The organism is Desulfitobacterium dehalogenans ATCC 51507, assembly GCF_000243155.2.
Classification (GTDB): domain Bacteria; phylum Bacillota; class Desulfitobacteriia; order Desulfitobacteriales; family Desulfitobacteriaceae; genus Desulfitobacterium; species Desulfitobacterium dehalogenans.
In genome coordinates this window covers 432,384-449,542 of the sequence record NC_018017.1, presented here as the reverse complement: position 1 = coordinate 449,542, position 17,159 = coordinate 432,384, and the positions used below count along the sequence as shown (strand labels likewise).

29 protein-coding genes are annotated in these 17,159 nt (G+C 48.1%); all 29 read right to left on the bottom strand.

Going from position 1 to position 17,159, the window contains the following annotated elements; all coding sequences use genetic code 11:
* Nucleotides 1-10 precede the first annotated feature (10 nt).
* The 29 genes from map to DESDE_RS02035 all read right to left on the bottom strand — a co-directional run bounded on the left by map (nucleotide 11) and on the right by DESDE_RS02035 (nucleotide 17,098).
* Nucleotides 11-757, bottom strand: a complete 747-nt coding sequence (gene map / locus DESDE_RS02175; RefSeq protein ID WP_014792405.1) for a type I methionyl aminopeptidase — start codon at nucleotides 755-757, stop codon at nucleotides 11-13.
* Nucleotides 750-1,403 carry an adenylate kinase gene (locus DESDE_RS02170; protein ID WP_014792404.1) on the bottom strand — a complete coding sequence of 218 codons (654 nt, stop codon included), beginning with the start codon at nucleotides 1,401-1,403 and terminating at the stop codon, nucleotides 750-752. The genes map and DESDE_RS02170 overlap by 8 nt, the downstream gene beginning before the upstream one ends.
* 13 nt (nucleotides 1,404-1,416) lie before the next feature.
* Nucleotides 1,417-2,706, bottom strand: a complete 1,290-nt coding sequence (secY, locus tag DESDE_RS02165; RefSeq protein ID WP_014792403.1) for a preprotein translocase subunit SecY — start codon at nucleotides 2,704-2,706, stop codon at nucleotides 1,417-1,419.
* A gap of 1 nt (nucleotide 2,707) precedes the next feature.
* Complete coding sequence (rplO, locus tag DESDE_RS02160; RefSeq protein WP_014792402.1) at nucleotides 2,708-3,151, bottom strand: 50S ribosomal protein L15; 444 nt, start codon at nucleotides 3,149-3,151, stop codon at nucleotides 2,708-2,710.
* An 18-nt stretch (nucleotides 3,152-3,169) separates the two neighbouring features.
* The gene (rpmD, locus tag DESDE_RS02155; RefSeq protein ID WP_014792401.1) at nucleotides 3,170-3,352 is read right to left on the bottom strand and encodes a 50S ribosomal protein L30; all 183 of its coding nucleotides are present in this window, start codon (nucleotides 3,350-3,352) and stop codon (nucleotides 3,170-3,172) included.
* A gap of 11 nt (nucleotides 3,353-3,363) precedes the next feature.
* On the bottom strand, nucleotides 3,364-3,864 hold the full coding sequence (gene rpsE, locus DESDE_RS02150) for a 30S ribosomal protein S5 (RefSeq protein WP_014792400.1): 501 nt from the start codon (nucleotides 3,862-3,864) through the stop codon (nucleotides 3,364-3,366).
* A gap of 24 nt (nucleotides 3,865-3,888) precedes the next feature.
* Nucleotides 3,889-4,257 (bottom strand): 50S ribosomal protein L18, encoded by a 369-nt coding sequence (rplR, locus tag DESDE_RS02145; protein WP_014792399.1) that lies wholly within the window; start codon nucleotides 4,255-4,257, stop codon nucleotides 3,889-3,891.
* A 52-nt stretch (nucleotides 4,258-4,309) separates the two neighbouring features.
* Nucleotides 4,310-4,864 carry a 50S ribosomal protein L6 gene (gene rplF / locus DESDE_RS02140; RefSeq protein ID WP_014792398.1) on the bottom strand — a complete coding sequence of 185 codons (555 nt, stop codon included), beginning with the start codon at nucleotides 4,862-4,864 and terminating at the stop codon, nucleotides 4,310-4,312.
* Nucleotides 4,865-4,888: 24 nt separating this feature from the next.
* A complete protein-coding gene (gene rpsH, locus DESDE_RS02135) occupies nucleotides 4,889-5,287 on the bottom strand; it encodes a 30S ribosomal protein S8 (RefSeq protein ID WP_014792397.1) in 399 nt (132 codons plus the stop codon).
* A 27-nt stretch (nucleotides 5,288-5,314) separates the two neighbouring features.
* Nucleotides 5,315-5,500, bottom strand: coding sequence for a type Z 30S ribosomal protein S14 (locus DESDE_RS02130; RefSeq protein ID WP_011459104.1), 186 nt, complete (start codon nucleotides 5,498-5,500; stop codon nucleotides 5,315-5,317).
* A gap of 20 nt (nucleotides 5,501-5,520) precedes the next feature.
* A complete protein-coding gene (rplE, locus tag DESDE_RS02125) occupies nucleotides 5,521-6,060 on the bottom strand; it encodes a 50S ribosomal protein L5 (RefSeq protein ID WP_014792396.1) in 540 nt (179 codons plus the stop codon).
* Nucleotides 6,061-6,081: 21 nt separating this feature from the next.
* Entirely contained in the window at nucleotides 6,082-6,420 is a 339-nt protein-coding gene (gene rplX, locus DESDE_RS02120) for a 50S ribosomal protein L24 (protein ID WP_014792395.1), read from the bottom strand.
* 27 nt (nucleotides 6,421-6,447) lie between these two features.
* A complete protein-coding gene (rplN, locus tag DESDE_RS02115; protein ID WP_014792394.1) occupies nucleotides 6,448-6,816 on the bottom strand; it encodes a 50S ribosomal protein L14 in 369 nt (122 codons plus the stop codon).
* Between the two features lie 35 nt (nucleotides 6,817-6,851).
* Complete coding sequence (gene rpsQ / locus DESDE_RS02110) at nucleotides 6,852-7,112, bottom strand: 30S ribosomal protein S17 (RefSeq protein WP_014792393.1); 261 nt, start codon at nucleotides 7,110-7,112, stop codon at nucleotides 6,852-6,854.
* A 23-nt stretch (nucleotides 7,113-7,135) separates the two neighbouring features.
* Nucleotides 7,136-7,339: a 50S ribosomal protein L29 gene (gene rpmC / locus DESDE_RS02105; RefSeq protein ID WP_014792392.1), complete on the bottom strand. Its 204-nt coding sequence runs from the start codon at nucleotides 7,337-7,339 to the stop codon at nucleotides 7,136-7,138.
* The gene (rplP, locus tag DESDE_RS02100; protein ID WP_014792391.1) at nucleotides 7,329-7,766 is read right to left on the bottom strand and encodes a 50S ribosomal protein L16; all 438 of its coding nucleotides are present in this window, start codon (nucleotides 7,764-7,766) and stop codon (nucleotides 7,329-7,331) included. Before rplP ends, rpmC begins: the two co-directional genes overlap by 11 nt.
* Entirely contained in the window at nucleotides 7,767-8,426 is a 660-nt protein-coding gene (rpsC, locus tag DESDE_RS02095; RefSeq protein WP_014792390.1) for a 30S ribosomal protein S3, read from the bottom strand.
* Between the two features lie 3 nt (nucleotides 8,427-8,429).
* Nucleotides 8,430-8,774 carry a 50S ribosomal protein L22 gene (gene rplV, locus DESDE_RS02090; protein ID WP_014792389.1) on the bottom strand — a complete coding sequence of 115 codons (345 nt, stop codon included), beginning with the start codon at nucleotides 8,772-8,774 and terminating at the stop codon, nucleotides 8,430-8,432.
* A 17-nt stretch (nucleotides 8,775-8,791) separates the two neighbouring features.
* The gene (rpsS, locus tag DESDE_RS02085) at nucleotides 8,792-9,073 is read right to left on the bottom strand and encodes a 30S ribosomal protein S19 (RefSeq protein ID WP_014792388.1); all 282 of its coding nucleotides are present in this window, start codon (nucleotides 9,071-9,073) and stop codon (nucleotides 8,792-8,794) included.
* Between the two features lie 19 nt (nucleotides 9,074-9,092).
* The gene (gene rplB, locus DESDE_RS02080) at nucleotides 9,093-9,923 is read right to left on the bottom strand and encodes a 50S ribosomal protein L2 (RefSeq protein WP_014792387.1); all 831 of its coding nucleotides are present in this window, start codon (nucleotides 9,921-9,923) and stop codon (nucleotides 9,093-9,095) included.
* Nucleotides 9,924-9,947: 24 nt separating this feature from the next.
* Nucleotides 9,948-10,235 (bottom strand): 50S ribosomal protein L23, encoded by a 288-nt coding sequence (locus tag DESDE_RS02075; protein WP_014792386.1) that lies wholly within the window; start codon nucleotides 10,233-10,235, stop codon nucleotides 9,948-9,950.
* The gene (gene rplD, locus DESDE_RS02070; RefSeq protein ID WP_014792385.1) at nucleotides 10,235-10,858 is read right to left on the bottom strand and encodes a 50S ribosomal protein L4; all 624 of its coding nucleotides are present in this window, start codon (nucleotides 10,856-10,858) and stop codon (nucleotides 10,235-10,237) included. The genes DESDE_RS02075 and rplD overlap by 1 nt, the downstream gene beginning before the upstream one ends.
* Nucleotides 10,859-10,882: 24 nt before the next feature.
* Nucleotides 10,883-11,512 carry a 50S ribosomal protein L3 gene (gene rplC / locus DESDE_RS02065; RefSeq protein WP_014792384.1) on the bottom strand — a complete coding sequence of 210 codons (630 nt, stop codon included), beginning with the start codon at nucleotides 11,510-11,512 and terminating at the stop codon, nucleotides 10,883-10,885.
* Nucleotides 11,513-11,773: 261 nt separating this feature from the next.
* On the bottom strand, nucleotides 11,774-12,082 hold the full coding sequence (gene rpsJ, locus DESDE_RS02060) for a 30S ribosomal protein S10 (protein WP_005810163.1): 309 nt from the start codon (nucleotides 12,080-12,082) through the stop codon (nucleotides 11,774-11,776).
* Between the two features lie 256 nt (nucleotides 12,083-12,338).
* On the bottom strand, nucleotides 12,339-13,541 hold the full coding sequence (gene tuf, locus DESDE_RS02055; protein WP_014792382.1) for an elongation factor Tu: 1,203 nt from the start codon (nucleotides 13,539-13,541) through the stop codon (nucleotides 12,339-12,341).
* A gap of 113 nt (nucleotides 13,542-13,654) precedes the next feature.
* Nucleotides 13,655-15,733: an elongation factor G gene (gene fusA / locus DESDE_RS02050; protein WP_014792381.1), complete on the bottom strand. Its 2,079-nt coding sequence runs from the start codon at nucleotides 15,731-15,733 to the stop codon at nucleotides 13,655-13,657.
* A 68-nt stretch (nucleotides 15,734-15,801) separates the two neighbouring features.
* The gene (gene rpsG, locus DESDE_RS02045) at nucleotides 15,802-16,272 is read right to left on the bottom strand and encodes a 30S ribosomal protein S7 (RefSeq protein WP_014792380.1); all 471 of its coding nucleotides are present in this window, start codon (nucleotides 16,270-16,272) and stop codon (nucleotides 15,802-15,804) included.
* A 51-nt stretch (nucleotides 16,273-16,323) separates the two neighbouring features.
* Complete coding sequence (gene rpsL / locus DESDE_RS02040) at nucleotides 16,324-16,746, bottom strand: 30S ribosomal protein S12 (RefSeq protein WP_011459097.1); 423 nt, start codon at nucleotides 16,744-16,746, stop codon at nucleotides 16,324-16,326.
* 100 nt (nucleotides 16,747-16,846) lie between these two features.
* On the bottom strand, nucleotides 16,847-17,098 hold the full coding sequence (locus DESDE_RS02035) for a ribosomal L7Ae/L30e/S12e/Gadd45 family protein (protein WP_014792379.1): 252 nt from the start codon (nucleotides 17,096-17,098) through the stop codon (nucleotides 16,847-16,849).
* Between the last annotated feature and the right edge of the window lie 61 nt (nucleotides 17,099-17,159).

Here is a 17,159-nt window from a genome sequence, read left to right as displayed (position 1 = left end):
TCGGGTGTACTTAACTCCGAGTTAATATCTCAGGGCCATTTTCAGTAATGGCTACTGTGTGTTCGAAATGGGCAGATGCTTTACCATCCTTCGTCACGACAGTCCAGTGGTCACTCAAAACTTTTACTTCATAAGTTCCCAAGTTAACCATGGGTTCGATAGCCAAAACCATCCCGATTTCGAGTCGTGGCCCTCGGCCTGGCTTACCGTAGTTGGGAATCTGCGGATCCTCATGCATCGCCCGACCGATTCCATGGCCGACATAGTCTCGTACAACGGATAGACCGTGGGCCTCTACATGGGTTTGTATGGCGTGCGATATATCCTGGAGGCGATTGCCCTTAATGGCTTTGGGTATACCCAGCATTAAGGATTCTTCCGTAACCCGCAGCAGCAGCTGCAGTTCTTCGGAAATGTCGCCTACGGGTAAGGTAATCGCTGCGTCTCCCACATATCCATCAAAAACCGCACCACAGTCAATACTGATAATATCTCCAGATTGCAGAGTCCTTAAACCGGGAAAGCCATGAACCACTTGTTCATTGACGGAAGTACAGAGAGAGGAGGGAAATCCGTTATACCCTTTGAAGGCAGGAACGGCACCGCATTTGCGGATATACTCCTCTGCGATTCGATCCAACTCCCCCGTGGTGATTCCGGGCCGTACGTTTTCACGCATCAGCTCCAAGGTATCCGCCACGATCTTCCCTGCCTTACGCATCACGGCAATTTGAGAAGGGTTCTTCAACTCAATCATGCCCATGCTCCATAGCGTCCACAATATCTTGCAATACTTGTGCAATATCCTGATCCCCGTTAATCTCCCTCAGAAGTCCCTTTTCCCGATAATAATCGATCAGGGGCTGAGTTTGATCATTATAGACCTGCAACCGGTTCTTGGCGGTTTCCAAAGTGTCATCGCTGCGTTGGTAAAGCTCTCCACCGCACTTATCGCAAACTGCTTCTGAAGCGGGTGGATTGAAAACCATATGGTAGGTTGCTCCACACTGCCGGCAAATCCGGCGGCCTGTCAGGCGCTCAAGGAGTTTTGCTTCAGGAACTTCGATATTGATCACGCCATCAAGGTTCATCTTGAGCTTGGCGAGAATCTTATCTAAGGCATCCGCCTGAGCGACTGTCCGTGGAAAACCATCCAATAAGAATCCTTTACTGCAATCGGGTTCCGCCAATCGCTCGGCGACGATCCCGATGGTTACCTCGTCAGGGACGAGAGAACCGGCATCCATATATTCCTTAGCTTTCATCCCCAGGGCAGTTCCTGCTTTAATAGCAGCCCGGAACATATCCCCGGTAGAAATATGAGGAATCTGATATCTCGACATTAAATCGGCAGCTTGTGTTCCTTTACCTGCCCCAGGGGGCCCCATGAGGATTGCTCTCATCAGGTAGTCCTCCTTACTTCATGAACCCTTGGTAGTGCCGCTGCATAAGCATGGACTCCAGCTGTTTCATGGTTTCCAGCGCAACGCTCACGACGATCAGCAATGAGGTTCCGCCCAGAGTGATGTTGGGAATTCCAGTCAGCCCGATGACTAAACTCGGAAGAACCGCAATCAAGGCGAGGAAGGTTCCCCCGGCTAAAGTAAGCCGGCTTAAAATCTTAGAAAGATAATCTGAGGTAGCACGGCCAGGGCGAAGTCCAGGAATGAACCCGCCATACTTCTTCAGGTTATCTGCCACATCCACCGGATTAAAGCTGACGGCTGTGTAGAAGTAGGTGAAGAAGATGATCAGCATCGCATACACGATCAGATAAGGAATCGAGGTCAGCGAGCCGTTCATGACCAGCCACTTATTGACGAATTGTACATAACCAGAGGTTGATGGCATCCAGGTTGCGATGGTGCTCGGGAAAGCGAGCAAGCTAATCGCAAAGATGATGGGAATAACCCCGGCTTGGTTGACCTTCATGGGAATATGTGAGGATTGGCCTCCGTAAACACGGCGTCCAACCACACGCTTGGCGTATTGAACCTGGATTCTCCGCTGACCTTCTTGGATAAAGACTACTCCGGCGATGATCCCCAGACCAATCACGATAAGTCCAAGTACGGAGAAAAGTGTAATCTCTCCAACATTGAGGAGTCCGGCGATACGTTTAATCGCATCCGGCACTCCGGCTACGATCCCGGCGAAGATGATCAAGGAGATTCCGTTACCGATCCCATTCTCAGTGATCCGTTCTCCCAACCACATCAGGAAAGCTGTTCCTGCGGTGAGGATCAAGGCCACTAAGAGGTAAATGAGCCATTCCATTCCCGCTTTGGGAATGATGAGGGCTCCCCGCAATCCAAAGGTCATACCGAAACCTTGGATGAAGCCAAGGATGACGGTTCCATAACGGGTATACTGGGTGATCTTCTTTCTTCCGAATTCCCCTTCTTTAGCTAAGCGTTCAAGAGAGGGGATGACGATCGTCAAAAGCTGAAGAATAATCGAAGCTGTAATATAGGGAGTAATACTCAGTGCAAAGACTGAGAACCTCCTAAAGGATCCACCGGAAAAGGTATCCAAGAAATCATATAAAGTCCCCGACCCCAACATGTTTGACAGAACGTCATGATTGATGAAGGGGATCGGAATGTGAGCACCAATACGGAAAACAAGAAACATGAGTAAGGTGAATCCGATTTTTGTCCTGATTTCTGGCAGCTTCCAGGCATTTCTCAGGGAATCGACAATCATCTTATTCCACCTCGACTTTTCCACCAGCAGCAACAATCTTATCTGCTGCGGTTTTGCTGACTTTGTCCACTTGGACAGTCAAGGCTTTGCTCAGTTCTCCTGTTCCCAATATCTTTACGCCATCTTTAACAGTTTTGATGAGTCCTACTTCAAAGAGGCTCTCATAACTGACAACCGCACCATTTTCAAAGCGTTCTTCCAAATCACGGACATTCAACACAACATATTCTTTCTTGAAGATGTTGGTAAAGCCACGTTTGGGGATCCGGCGGTAAAGAGGCTGTTGGCCACCCTCGAAACCGGGACGTACTCCGCCGCCGGCACGGGCTTTTTGGCCCTTATGACCTTTACCGGCAGTTTTACCGGTTCCGGAGCCAATTCCACGGCCTAAACGCTTAGGAGCTTTCGTTGAACCTTGTGCAGGCTTAAGTTCATGCAATTTCATGCTCGTCAACACCTCCTTTTATTCTGCGACGTTTTCCACCGCAACCAAGTGTGCGCATTTGCGGATCATCCCTTGGATATTGGGGGTATCGTCATGAACTACACTAGAACCCATCTTTCCTAAGCCAAGAGACTTGAGGACCTTGCGTTGGTTTTCTGAATACCCGATCGGGCTTTTTACGAGTGTTACTTTAATTTTCACTGCCAACCCTCCTAACCCAGAATTTCTTCTACGGTTTTACCGCGGAGTTTAGCAACGTCTTCCGCCCGCTTCAGAGATTTTAAGGCAGCCATCGTAGCGTTCACCATGTTGTGAGGATTTGCAGATCCCAGGGATTTGGTGAGAATATCGGATACACCGGCAGCTTCAAGAACGGCACGGACTGCTCCGCCGGCGATAACTCCGGTACCTTTTGTTGCAGGCTTAAGCAGAACGGATCCTGCTCCGTAGTTTCCTAAGATAGCATGGGGAATGGTAGTGCCGATCAAGGGTACTGATACCATATTCTTTTTAGCATCTTCAATGCCTTTGCGAATTGCTTCAGGTACCTCTCCGGCTTTACCAAGTCCAGCTCCTACATTACCGTGGCCGTCTCCGACGACGACCAGGGCGCTGAAGCTGAAACGGCGTCCCCCTTTGACAACTTTTGCCACGCGGGCAATATGAACGACTTTTTCAGTCAACTCTAACTTACTCGCATCGATTTTCGCCAATGATTTTCCCTCCTTTACCGTGTCTTAGAACTCTAGACCGGCTTCACGAGCTGCTTCTGCAACAGCCGCGATCCGTCCGTGGTAAATGTTTCCGCCACGGTCGAAAACCACTTTGGAAACTCCCTTTTCCAGTGCACGTTTTGCAATCAGTTCGCCGACTTTTTGTGCTCCTTCAACATTACCTCCAGCAAGCTCGGAAGCTTTGAACTCGGAGTCCAAGGATGAAGCTGCTGCTAAAGTTACGCCAAGATCATCGTTAATCACTTGGGCGTAAATATGATTGAGACTCCGGAATACAGCCAAACGGGGACGTTCTGTTGTGCCGAAAACGCTCTTCCGGACTCGCTTATGCTTCTTCAGGCGAATTGCTTTGCGGTCAATTTGCGTGATCAAAGGAAACTCACTCCTTTCATTTGTGCAAGAGTTTTTGCCCTTGCCTTACGTCTTACTTCTTACCGCCTTTTTTGGCACCGGTCTTACCGGCTTTACGACGGACGACTTCGTTCTCATACTTAATCCCTTTGCCTTTGTAAGGCTCAGGTGGACGTTCCTTACGGATCTCGGCGGCAAAATCACCGACCAGTTCCTTGTCCATGCCTTTAACAATGATTTTGTTTTGGGCAGGGACTTCCACTTCGATTCCCTCGAAAGGAATCAATTCCACGGGATGGGATTTACCCACCGATAGAACGAGTTTGTTCCCTTGCTTCGCAGCACGGTATCCTACCCCTACCATATCCAGACTCTTGCTGAAACCTTTCGTAACACCTTCAACCATGTTGGCGACAAGTGTACGGGTTAAGCCATGCAAGGAGCGGCTGAGAGGCTGATCGTCGGGACGAGTCACGACGATTTGTTGTTCTTCCAAGGCAATGTTGATGAGTGAATGCATTTCTTTCGTTAAAGTTCCTTTAGGTCCTTTAACGGTGACAACATTGCCCTCTATGTTGACGTCGACGCCACTAGGAATACTAATGGGCCGCTTGCCAATTCTGGACATTCTCTGCACCTCCGTAGTGTGTGATTACCAAATGTAGCAGAGCACTTCTCCGCCAAGGCCTTCTTGACGAGCCCGCTTGTCGGTCATAACGCCTTTGGATGTGGAGATAATCGCCACGCCCAGGCCACCGAGAACCTTCGGTACTTCATCTTTTTTCGCATAGACGCGCAGTCCGGGACGGCTGATACGCTTCAGTCCGGTAATGACACGCTCACGATTTGGGCCGTATTTCAGATAACAACGGATGACTCCTTGTTTGTTATCGGAAATATATTCAACATCTTTGATGAAACCCTCTTCTTTAAGGATTTCAGCAATCGCTTTCTTGACATTGGAAGCAGGTACTTCAACTTTATCATGATAAACCATGCCTGCATTACGAATGCGGGTCAAGAAATCTGCAATTGGATCTGACATTGCCACTTGAGTCTTCCCCCTTCCTTACGCCTCTTACCAACTGGCCTTCTTCACGCCAGGAAGTTCGCCTTTATAAGCTAACTCCCTGAAGCAAATCCTGCATATTCCGAACTTGCGGATATACGCATGGGGACGGCCACAGAGTTTGCAACGGTTATGGTGACGAACTGCATATTTCGGTTGACGTGCATTGCGCACGATCATAGACTTTTTAGCCACGCTCTAGGACCCTCCTTTTTCTACTTGCGGAACGGCATTCCCAGCATTCCGAGTAATTCACGAGCTTCCTCATCGGTTTTCGCCGTTGTAACGAAAATAATATCCATACCACGGACCTTATCGATCTTATCGTATTCGATTTCCGGGAAGATGAGTTGCTCTTTAATACCGAGCGTATAGTTACCACGTCCGTCAAATGCCTTATCGGATACACCGTGGAAGTCACGAACACGAGGTAATGCTACGTTCATTAAACGATCAACAAACTCATACATACGGTCGCCCCGTAAAGTCACTTTCGTTCCGATGGGCATTCCCGTACGGAGTTTGAAAGCTGCGATGGACTTTTTCGCCCGGGTTACGACGGGTTTTTGTCCGGTGATTTTCATCAGATCGCCGACGGCAGCGTCGATAGCTTTTGAGTTTTGGATGGCTTCCCCAACGCCCACATTAATAACCACTTTTTCGAGCTTAGGAATTTGCATCACATTTTTATAGTTGAACTTCTGCTGTAATGCAGGAGCTATTTCATTGCTGAACTTATCTTTTAGACGAGCCAACTAAGGTCCCTCCCTTCTCGATTATTTTTTGTCGGGCAGGTTCACACCGCATTTTTTGCAAACACGGACTTTTCCAGCCTCAGTTTCCTTCACGCTGACCCGAGTCACATTATTACACTCGGTGCAATACAGCATGACATTTGAGCTAGCGATGGGTGCTTCTTTCTCAAAGATCCCACCTTGGGGCATGCTTTGAGTAGGTTTGGTGTGGCGTTTTACGATATTGACTTTCTCAATAACCACACGACCCTTTTTCGGGAACACTTCCAGGACTTTGCCTTTCTTGCCGGCATCTTTTCCTGTAATGACCATAACCATATCGCCTTTTTTGACGTGTATCTTTTGCTTTACAGCAGCCACTTCATTCACCTCCACTGGTATGGGGCCTTAGATTACTTCCGGTGCGAGAGAAATGATTTTCATGAAATCCTTATCACGCAATTCCCGGGCAACGGGTCCGAAAATACGAGTTCCCCGCGGGCTCTTATCATCTTTAATAACTACGGCAGCATTTTCACTGAAGCGGATATAGGTGCCGTCTTTGCGTTTGATTTCTTTCTTCGTGCGAACAACAACCGCTTTGACGACATCTCCCTTTTTAACAACGCCGCCTGGTGTTGCTTCTTTAACAGAAGCGACGATTATGTCTCCAATGGATGCATATCGGCGCATCGAACCACCGAGCACCTTGATGCACATCAGTTCTTTAGCTCCAGAATTGTCTCCGACTCTGAGGCGAGTTTGAACTTGGATCATCTGTTGACCCTCCTTCCGAATTAAAAGTTCAGTTCTTAGAGAACAACGGCTCTATCTGTGATCTCAATCACACGCCAGCGCTTATCCTTGCTAAGGGGGCGAGTCTCCATGATGACAACGGTATCGCCGGTCTTGGCTTCGTTGTTTTCATCATGAGCCTTGAATTTCTTGGTTTGGGTGATCGTTCTATGGTAAAGCGGATGGCGGACTTTCATCTCAACGGCAACGACGACCGTTTTATCCATCTTATCGCTTACGACTTTGCCCATTCTAACTTTGCGTTGGGTTCTTTCCATGTTAAAAAGTCTCCTTTCCAACCTTAAGCACGGTTAATTTTTAGTTCGCGCTCACGGAGAATGGTCTTGCCACGGGCAATCCCTTTCCTAACTTCCCGGATTCTGGCAGGATTGTCCAGTTGTCCGGTAGCTAGTTGGAAACGCAAATTGAACAGTTCCGTTTTGTATCCATCAATCTCCTTAAGGAGCTCCTCATCGGTCATATCACGGAAATTCTTAGTTTTCATTTGCGTCACCTCCTTCTAATTCCTCGCGACGCGCAATCTTGCACTTAATCGGGAGCTTATGCATGGCAAGGCGAAGCGCTTCACGAGCGATTTCTTCAGGCACTCCAGCCAATTCAAACATAACACGACCGGGTTTTACAACGGCTACCCAATACTCCGGGGAACCTTTACCACTACCCATACGAGTCTCAGCCGGTTTCGCCGTAATCGGCTTATCCGGGAAAATCTTAATCCAAACTTTACCGCCCCGTTTGATATAACGAGTCATTGCAATACGGGCAGCTTCAATCTGGCGATTGGTAATCCATGCTGGCTCCATAGCCACTAATCCATACTCGCCGAAGGTAATGACATTACCGCGAGTTGCTTTTCCATGCATCCGGCCACGATGTTGTTTCCGGTGCTTTACTCTGGTTGGGACTAGCATTTATTTTCCTCCTTCCACCTGAGCGACCTTCTTGGCGGGAAGAACCTCTCCTTTATATATCCAGACTTTTACGCCAATCTTTCCATAGGTGGTATTTGCTTCAGCAAATCCATAATCAATGTCGGCACGAAGGGTATGGAGGGGAACTTTCCCTTCACTGTACCACTCGGTCCGCGCGATTTCCGCACCGCCTAAACGGCCGCTGCAGGAAATCTTAATTCCCTGACCGCCTTGACGCATAGTGCGTTGTACGGTTTGTTTCATTGCCCGGCGGAAGGATACACGTTTTTCTAATTGTTGAGCAACACTCTCAGCAACCAGTTGTGCATCAAGCTCAGGCTTTTTAACTTCCACGATATTGACAGCTACTTGTTTGCCTGTCATGGCTTCTAATTGCTTGCGGAGATTTTCTACTTCAGCACCGCCGCGGCCGATGACGATTCCCGGCTTAGCCGCATGAATCGAAACCTTAACCCGGTTCGCTGCCCGTTCAATCTCAACTTTAGGAACACCTGCTTGTTGCAATTTGCTCTTCACAAATTTGCGAACCTTCAAATCCTCATGAAGGAGTTCCAAGTAGTTTTTATCTGCAAACCAACGGCCTTCCCAGTCCCGGATAATTCCGACCCGGAGGCCTTTAGGATTTACTTTTTGACCCACGTTTTAACCCTCCTTCTTTTCGCCGACAACCACGGTAATGTGACTGGTCCGTTTCCGGATTTGATCCGCTCGTCCCATAGCTCGAGGTTTAATGCGCTTCAAAGTCGGTCCTTCATCCACGTAAATTTCTTTAACAATCAGAGCGTCGGTATCCATTTCATAATTGTGCTCCGCATTGGCTACTGCGGACTTCAGAACTTTAGTTACCGGCTCTGTAGCACCCTTTGGGGTGAATTGAAGAATCGCGAGAGCGTCGCTGACATTCTTGCCGCGAATGAGATTGACGACTTGGCGCACCTTACGAGGAGAGATCCGCACATATCTTGCAATCGCTTTGGCTTGTTGCATTTCGTTGACTCCTCCTTTTAGCGCAGGCCGCTGGACTTTTCACTGCCAGCATGCCCTTTGTAGGTGCGTGTAGGAGCAAACTCACCGAGTTTGTGTCCTACCATATCTTCGGTAATATAGATGGGAATGTGTTTCCGTCCATCATGAACCGCAATGGTGTGTCCCACCATTTGCGGGAATATTGTTGAACTTCTGGACCAAGTCTTCAGGACACGCTTCTCATTGGAGGCATTCATTCCTTCCACACGTGCGAGCAAGCGTCCTTCTACATAAGGCCCTTTTTTCAGAGATCTACTCATTTAATTGGCCTCCTTTCGATTACTTCTTGCCACGTCGTTTCACAATGAAGCGATTAGAAGGATTCTTCTTCTTACGGGTTTTCGCTCCAAGAGCAGGTTTACCCCAAGGTGTAACAGGGTTCCGACCGATTGGGTTACGGCCTTCACCACCGCCGTGTGGGTGATCGTTGGGGTTCATAACAGCACCACGAACTGAGGGGCGGATTCCTAACCAACGTGAACGACCAGCTTTACCGATGTTAATGTTCTCATGTTCAATATTTCCGACCTGGCCGATAGTTGCCCGGCAGTCGATATGAACCATGCGCATTTCACCGGAAGGAAGTCTCAAGGTAGCATATTTTCCTTCTTTAGCCATGAGCTGAGCAGAGCCACCCGCAGAACGGACCAGCTGAGCTCCTTTGCCAGGCTTCATTTCAATATTATGGAGCAGGGTACCCACAGGAATGTTTTTAATGGGAAGAGCATTCCCTACTTTAATATCGGCATCCGGTCCGGATACGACCATTTGTCCTACTTGCAGGCCGTTAGGAGCCAGGATATAAGCTTTATGACCATCCAAGTAATGAAGCAGGGCAATATGAGAGGAACGGTTAGGGTCATATTCGATAGCAGCGACTTTCGCCGGTACACTATCTTTATTGCGTTTGAAGTCAATCAAACGATATTTCCGTTTGTGTCCGCCGCCTTGGTGACGTACTGTCATCTTACCTTGGTTGTTGCGGCCGGCTTTACTTGTTAACGGCGCGAGCAAAGAGCGCTCCGGTGTTGTTTTCGTAATTTCTTCAAAAGTCGACACTGTCATTTGACGACGACCAGGAGAATACGGTTTAAATCCTTTTACTGGCATGGGTTTCCCTCCTTTGCATCAAGCTTACAGGCCAGCAAAGCCTTCAATGCGATCTCCAGCTTTAAGCGTAACAATCGCCTTTTTACGGTCTGCTGTTCTACCTACGTGTTTTCCGACACGTTTCTTTTTACCATTGACGTTGATCGTACGAACATCAACGACTTTTACTTTAAACATCTTTTCCACTGCATTCTTGATCTCAATCTTGTTTGCAGCTGTGTCCACCCAGAAGGAGTACTTGTTTTCCTCAATAAGCCCAACAGACTTCTCGGAAATCACTGGACGTTTGAGTACATCACGAGCATCGCGCATTACGCTAACACCTCCTCCGTTTTCGTTACCGCTGCCTTCGTCATGACGATGACATCGGAATTGAGAAGATCGTAAACATTCATGCCTTCTACTGCAGTGGTTTTGACTCCTACAATATTGCGGGCAGAACGCTCAATCGTTTCAATAAATTCATCCGTAACGATTAAAGCTTTTTTGCTGACATTAAGGGCTTGCAGAACTTTAACCATTTCCCGGGTTTTTGCTTCGTTCAAGCTCAAATCTTCCAATACGATCAGCTTTTGTTCGTTTACCTTGGAAGAAAGGGCTGAACGCAAAGCCAAGCGGCGGACTTTCTTAGGTAGGCTAAAGCCGTACTTGCGGGGCTTGGGTCCGAAAAGCACAGCGCCGCCTCTCCATAGAGGGGAACGAATGCTGCCTGCACGAGCCCGGCCGGTACCTTTTTGACGCCAGGGTTTACGGCCGCCTCCGCGAACTTCTCCACGGAGTAAGGTGGAGTGAGTACCACGTCTTTGGCTGGCCAGTTGTCCTACCACCGCTTGATGCATGACATGGATATTTGGTTCGATACCGAATACATATTCATTCAGCTCAAGCTCTCCAACAGAAGAACCTTGCATATTAACTACTTGAACCTTTGGCATTGCTTATTCCTCCTTTCTTACAAGTTACTTCGCCTTAACGGAAGGCTTCAGAATGAGCAATGACTTTTTCGCGCCGGGTACAGCGCCTTTAACGAGAATCATATTTTTATCCGCATCCACCCGAACGACTTTTAGATTTTGAACGGTAACCCGTTCGCCACCCATACGCCCAGGCAGGTTGCGGCCCTTAAATACACGAGCCGGGCCTTTCGCGCCGAGGGAACCGGTACGGCGATGATACTTGGAGCCATGCTTCATGGGTCCGCGGCCGGCACCATGGCGTTTAATCATCCCTGCAAAGCCTTTACCCTTGGAGATTCCGACTACATCTACTGCATCTCCTGCAGCAAACAAGTCAGCAGTGATTTCTTGTCCGATTTCGTAAGCATCCACATCATCCACGCGGAACTCACGAATATAGCGCATCGGCTTCAGAGAAGCTTTTGCAACATGTCCTTTTTGCGGCTTATTCGCCAGTCTTTCCCTCAGAGCACCATAGCCAACTTGGATTGCGTTGTAACCATCCGTTGCTTTTGTTTTCTTTTGGATGACATAGCAAGGACCTGCTTCGACCACAGTCACCGGAATAAGATGTCCTTCTTCCGTGAAAACCTGGGTCATACCAATTTTTTTACCCAAAATTCCTTTCGACACGATTGCCACCTCCTGAACACTTTGAAGTGCACCGGCTCTATGGCCGGAGCACGAGAGCGTTCCAAATTTGAATTGATATTTTTGAAGCGAGTTGACCCTGAACACCAATCCACAGTGCCGGGTGTTTCGCGCCACAAACAAAAATATTATATCATAAACTCTAAATGAACGCTAGTTTTTTTCGACTGTCTGAATCTTTAATCTTTCCAGACATTCTACTTGAACCAGCGTTTAATTCTCAGATTTTATGACTTGCCAAAATTAGAGTTTGATTTCGATATCAACGCCAGCAGGGAGATCTAAACGCATAAGAGCATCCACTGTTTTAGAGGTTGGCTCCAGGATATCAATGAGGCGTTTATGAGTCCGCATCTCGAATTGCTCGCGAGAATCCTTGTTAACGTGGGGAGAACGAAGGATGGTATAAATGCTTTTTTCAGTGGGAAGAGGAATAGGTCCACTGACACGGGCACCTGTTCTCTTTGCCGTTTCAACAATCTTCTCTGCAGATTGATCCAATGTTTTATGATCAAATGCTTTAAGGCGGATACGAATTTTTTGACTGCTCATTTTAAAAAAACCTCCTATAGTTCCGTTTAACGGATGTACTGGGTCCAGAAATTCCCCGATGAACAGCGGAGTCACTTTCATCGCAACCTTCTGCACCAAATGATCAAGGCCCGAAGCTCGATGCTTGAGACCTGATTGCCTTTATGACATGAGTCAGGATGCCACAGTTGGACTGTGGCATCCTTCTCATTTAGACTTAAGATCTAATCTAGACTTACTAGACTTAAGTTCCATACCTGCGTAACACTAAAGCCTATTATTCGATGATGCTGACAACTACGCCGGCACCAACGGTACGGCCACCTTCACGAATAGCGAAACGAAGTCCTTCTTCCATAGCGATAGGAGCGATGATTTCGCAAGAGATGGTAACACGGTCCCCAGGCATAACCATTTCAGTTCCTTCAGGAAGGGTTACAACACCGGTAACGTCGGTTGTACGGAAGTAGAATTGAGGACGATAGTTGTTGAAGAAAGGGGTATGACGTCCGCCTTCTTCCTTGCTCAGTACGAATACTTCGCCGATGAATTTGGTGTGAGGCTTGATGGAACCGGATTTGGCAAGAACTTGTCCGCGTTCGATATCTTTACGATCCACACCGCGGAGAAGAGCTCCGATGTTGTCCCCTGCTTGAGCTTGGTCAAGAAGTTTACGGAACATTTCAACACCGGTAACAACAGACTTACGAGGAGCTTCAGTCAAACCAACGATTTCAATTTCGTCACCGACTTTAATAATACCGCGTTCTACACGACCGGTAGCAACGGTTCCACGACCGGTAATGGTGAACACGTCCTCGACAGGCATGAGGAAAGGCTTGTCAGTAGCGCGCTCTGGAGTTGGAACGTATGCATCAACAGCATCCATCAGGTTCCAAATCTTGCCGCACCATTCGCAATCACGGGATCCGCAACCGCATTGGAGAGCTTTCAGGCCAGAACCGGGAACGATGGGAATATCGTCACCGGGGAACTCGTATTCAGATAGAAGTTCACGAACTTCCATTTCAACCAGTTCCATGAGCTCCGGATCATCCACCATATCGGCTTTGTTAAGCCATACAACGATGTAAGGAACACCTACTTGGCGAGCAAGCAGAATGTGCTCACGAGTTTGTGGCATAGGACCGTCAGCAGCGGATACAACGAGGATTGCACCGTCCATTTGGGCAGCACCGGTGATCATGTTTTTAACATAGTCGGCGTGGCCTGGGCAGTCAACGTGAGCATAGTGGCGATTGCCGGTTTCATACTCAACGTGTGAAGTGGAGATGGTGATTCCACGCTCTCTTTCTTCCGGAGCCTTGTCGATTTGGTCGAATGCTTGGGCTACTGCACCGCCTGCTTTGGAAAGAACGGCGGTGATAGCAGCGGTTGTGGTGGTTTTACCATGGTCAACGTGACCGATGGTTCCAACGTTAACGTGGGGTTTAGTACGTTCGAATTTTTGTTTTGCCATTTTAAATTTTCACTCCTTCTAAATAATAGGTAGGAATAGAAGTTTCCTTTTATTTGGGGCGAGGCCCTGCTTCGAGAAAACATCCCGCTCTCGAACCCCGCATCACGAACAATTTATGCTCCAGCACGTTTCGCAACAATGCCTTCAGCGATATTCTTGGGCACTTCCTCGTAGTGGTCAAACATCATGACATAAGTTCCACGCCCTTGAGTCTTGGAACGAAGGTCAGTGGCGTAGCCAAACATCTCGGAAAGGGGGACAAATCCACGAACCACCTGGGCAGTTCCTGTGGCTTCCATTCCCTCAATCCGTCCACGACGGGAGTTCATATCACCAATAACCTCACCCATATACTCTTCAGGCACAGTGACCTCTACCTTCATAATGGGCTCGATAATGGCAGGATCAGCTTTCGCTGCCCCGGCCTTGAAGGCCATGGAGCCGGCGATCTTAAAGGCCATTTCGGAGGAGTCTACATCATGGTAGGAACCGTCATAGACTGTGGCCCGAATGTCCATAACAGGATAGCCTGCCTGGATACCATTTTGCAGTGCCTCTTCGATCCCTTGACCGATGGGAGCAATGTATTCCTTTGGAATCACGCCACCCACAATTTTGTTGACGAACTCAAAGCCACTGCCTTGCTCCAGGGGCTCAATCTCAATCCAGCAGTGTCCGTATTGTCCACGTCCACCGGATTGACGAACGAACTTACCTTCAGCTTTAACAGCACGGCGAATGGTTTCTTTGTAAGCAACCTGAGGACGTCCAACATTGCACTCGACTTTGAATTCACGCTGCAAACGGTCAACGATGATTTCCAGGTGAAGCTCACCCATTCCTTCGATGATGGTTTGTCCGCTGTCTTGGTCGGTATGCATTTTAAAGGTAGGATCCTCTTCAGCCAAACGTGCCAGAGCTGTGCCCATCTTCTCCTGATCTGCTTTCGTCTTGGGCTCAATGGCCACGTTGATAACAGGATCAGGGAATTGCATGGATTCGAGAATAATAGGGGCTTTATCATCACAGAGGGTATCCCCTGTGGTGGTGTCTTTCAAGCCCACTGCAGCTGCAATATCTCCTGCATAGACTTCGGGAGTTTCTTCCCGGTGGTTCGCATGCATTTGGAGGATACGGCCGATTCTCTCCCGTTTGCCTTTGGTTGAGTTATAAACATAGGATCCCGAATTCAGGACTCCCGAGTATACCCGGAAAAATGCCAATTTACCCACGTAAGGGTCAGCCATGATCTTAAAGGCCAAGGCAGAGAACGGTTCTGTGTCGCTGGAATGACGCTCATCAGCTTCACCGGTCTCCGGATGCACCCCTTTAATATTCGGTACATCAGTTGGGGCTGGCATATACTCTACAACCGCATCAAGTAGTGGTTGCACCCCTTTATTCTTGAACGAAGAGCCGCAGACCACTGGGATAAACTTCAGCCCAATTGTTCCTTTACGGATTCCATTACGAATCTCTTCTTCGGTCAGTTCTTCACCTTCGAGATATTTCATCATGAGTTCTTCATCTGTATCAGCAACTGCTTCAAGAAGTTTCTCACGATATTCATTGGCTTTGTCGACTAAGTCTCCGGGGATATCGGCAACGTCACTGGCGGTGCCTAAATCGTCCGTATAGATTCTAGCCGTCATGGTCACGAGGTCGATGATTCCTTTGAAATTCTCCTCAGAACCAATAGGTAGTTGGATGGGTACTGGGTTAGCACCTAACCTGTCAGCAATCATAGATACTCCCCGGAAGAAATCGGCACCCAAACGGTCCATTTTGTTGATATAGGCGATACGGGGTACTCCGTACTTGTCCGCCTGCCGCCATACTGTTTCAGATTGAGGCTCAACACCGCCGACAGAACAGAAAACTGCTACAGCGCCGTCGAGTACACGCAAACTGCGCTCTACCTCGACTGTAAAGTCCACGTGCCCTGGTGTATCAATAATGTTAATCCGGTGATTTTTCCATTGACAAGTTGTCGCTGCAGAAGTAATGGTGATACCACGTTCTTGCTCTTGGACCATCCAGTCCATAGTAGCTGCACCGTCATGAGTTTCCCCGATTTTATGAACACGCCCAGTGTAGAACAAAATACGCTCGGTCGTGGTCGTTTTACCCGCATCAATATGGGCCATGATCCCGATATTCCGCGTTTTCTCTAATGGAATTTGCCTTGCCACTGATAATCCCCCTTTCTGCCGTAGTCATTCCCCATTGTGGATGATTTTAAGCATATGCTTTGATCATCCTACCAACGGTAATGCGCAAAAGCCTTATTGGCTTCGGCCATCTTATGCGTGTCTTCTTTTTTCTTAATAGAGCCGCCGGTGCTATTGGCTGCATCCATCAACTCACCTGCGATCTTCTCTTCCATGGTCTTTTCGCTGCGTTTGCGGGCATAGCTCACAATCCAGCGCAATCCCAAAGTTTGACGACGATCGGTGCGAACTTCGATGGGTACTTGGTAGTTAGCACCACCGACCCGGCGTGCTTTTACCTCCAACACAGGCATGACATTCTTGAGAGCGGTTTCGAACACTTCAATAGGATCCTTACCGGTCTTCTCGCGAATGATATCAAATGCATTATAGCAAATGGATTCTGCAGTACCTTTTTTACCGTCCAACATAATTTGGTTGATAAATTTGGTCAACACCCGGTTCTTATAGATGGGATCCGGCAGAATCTCACGTTTAGCAATATAACCTTTACGTGGCAAATCATTTCCCTCCTTTACAGCGCAATTCGTATTCCCCTCGTTTCATACGGCTTACTTCCCTTTCTTAGGACGTTTGGCACCGTACTTGGAACGAGCTTGCATCCGTTTCTGAACACCTTGAGTATCAAGGGCTCCACGAACGATGTGGTAACGAACACCCGGAAGGTCTTTAACACGGCCACCGCGAACAAGGACAACACTGTGCTCTTGCAGGTTGTGCCCGATGCCTGGGATGTATGATGATACTTCAATCGTATTGGTTAAACGCACACGGGCAACTTTACGGAGAGCAGAGTTCGGCTTCTTTGGAGTTGTCGTGTAAACCCTGGTGCAAACCCCACGCTTTTGAGGTGATCCTCCAGAGGCGAATTGTTTACGTTGTAAAGAGTTATAGCCCCATTGCATAGCTGGAGCTGTTGATTTCTTTGCAATCTTAGAACGGCCATTGCGAATTAATTGATTAATCGTCGGCATAACTACACCTCCTTCCCAAGAGAGAACATATCAAAGGAATTGCTTGCTTCAGCATAAAGCAAGCAATCCCCAAAACCAACACATTTCGGAGCTTCCTTGTCTATTCGGATAACAGGGCTGCTACGGCAGCACCGACTTCAATTCCACAGGCTTTCCCCAGTTCAATCATGTTCTGAACTTCCTGGACTTGAATCCCTTTGTTCCGACACTGTTCAAGAATGGGACGAACCACATGGCTTTCCGCATCCTTTGCTACATAGACTCGGAGTAAACTCTCTTTTTCCAGAGCCCGCAGAGTTTGCTTTACTCCAACGGTTCTGTTTTTCGATTTTTTTAAGGCTTCATCAAGCATTAAGATGCTTTCCTCCTCAAGATTAGCGGTGATTTGTGAAGAAACACCATATTTTTCCCAA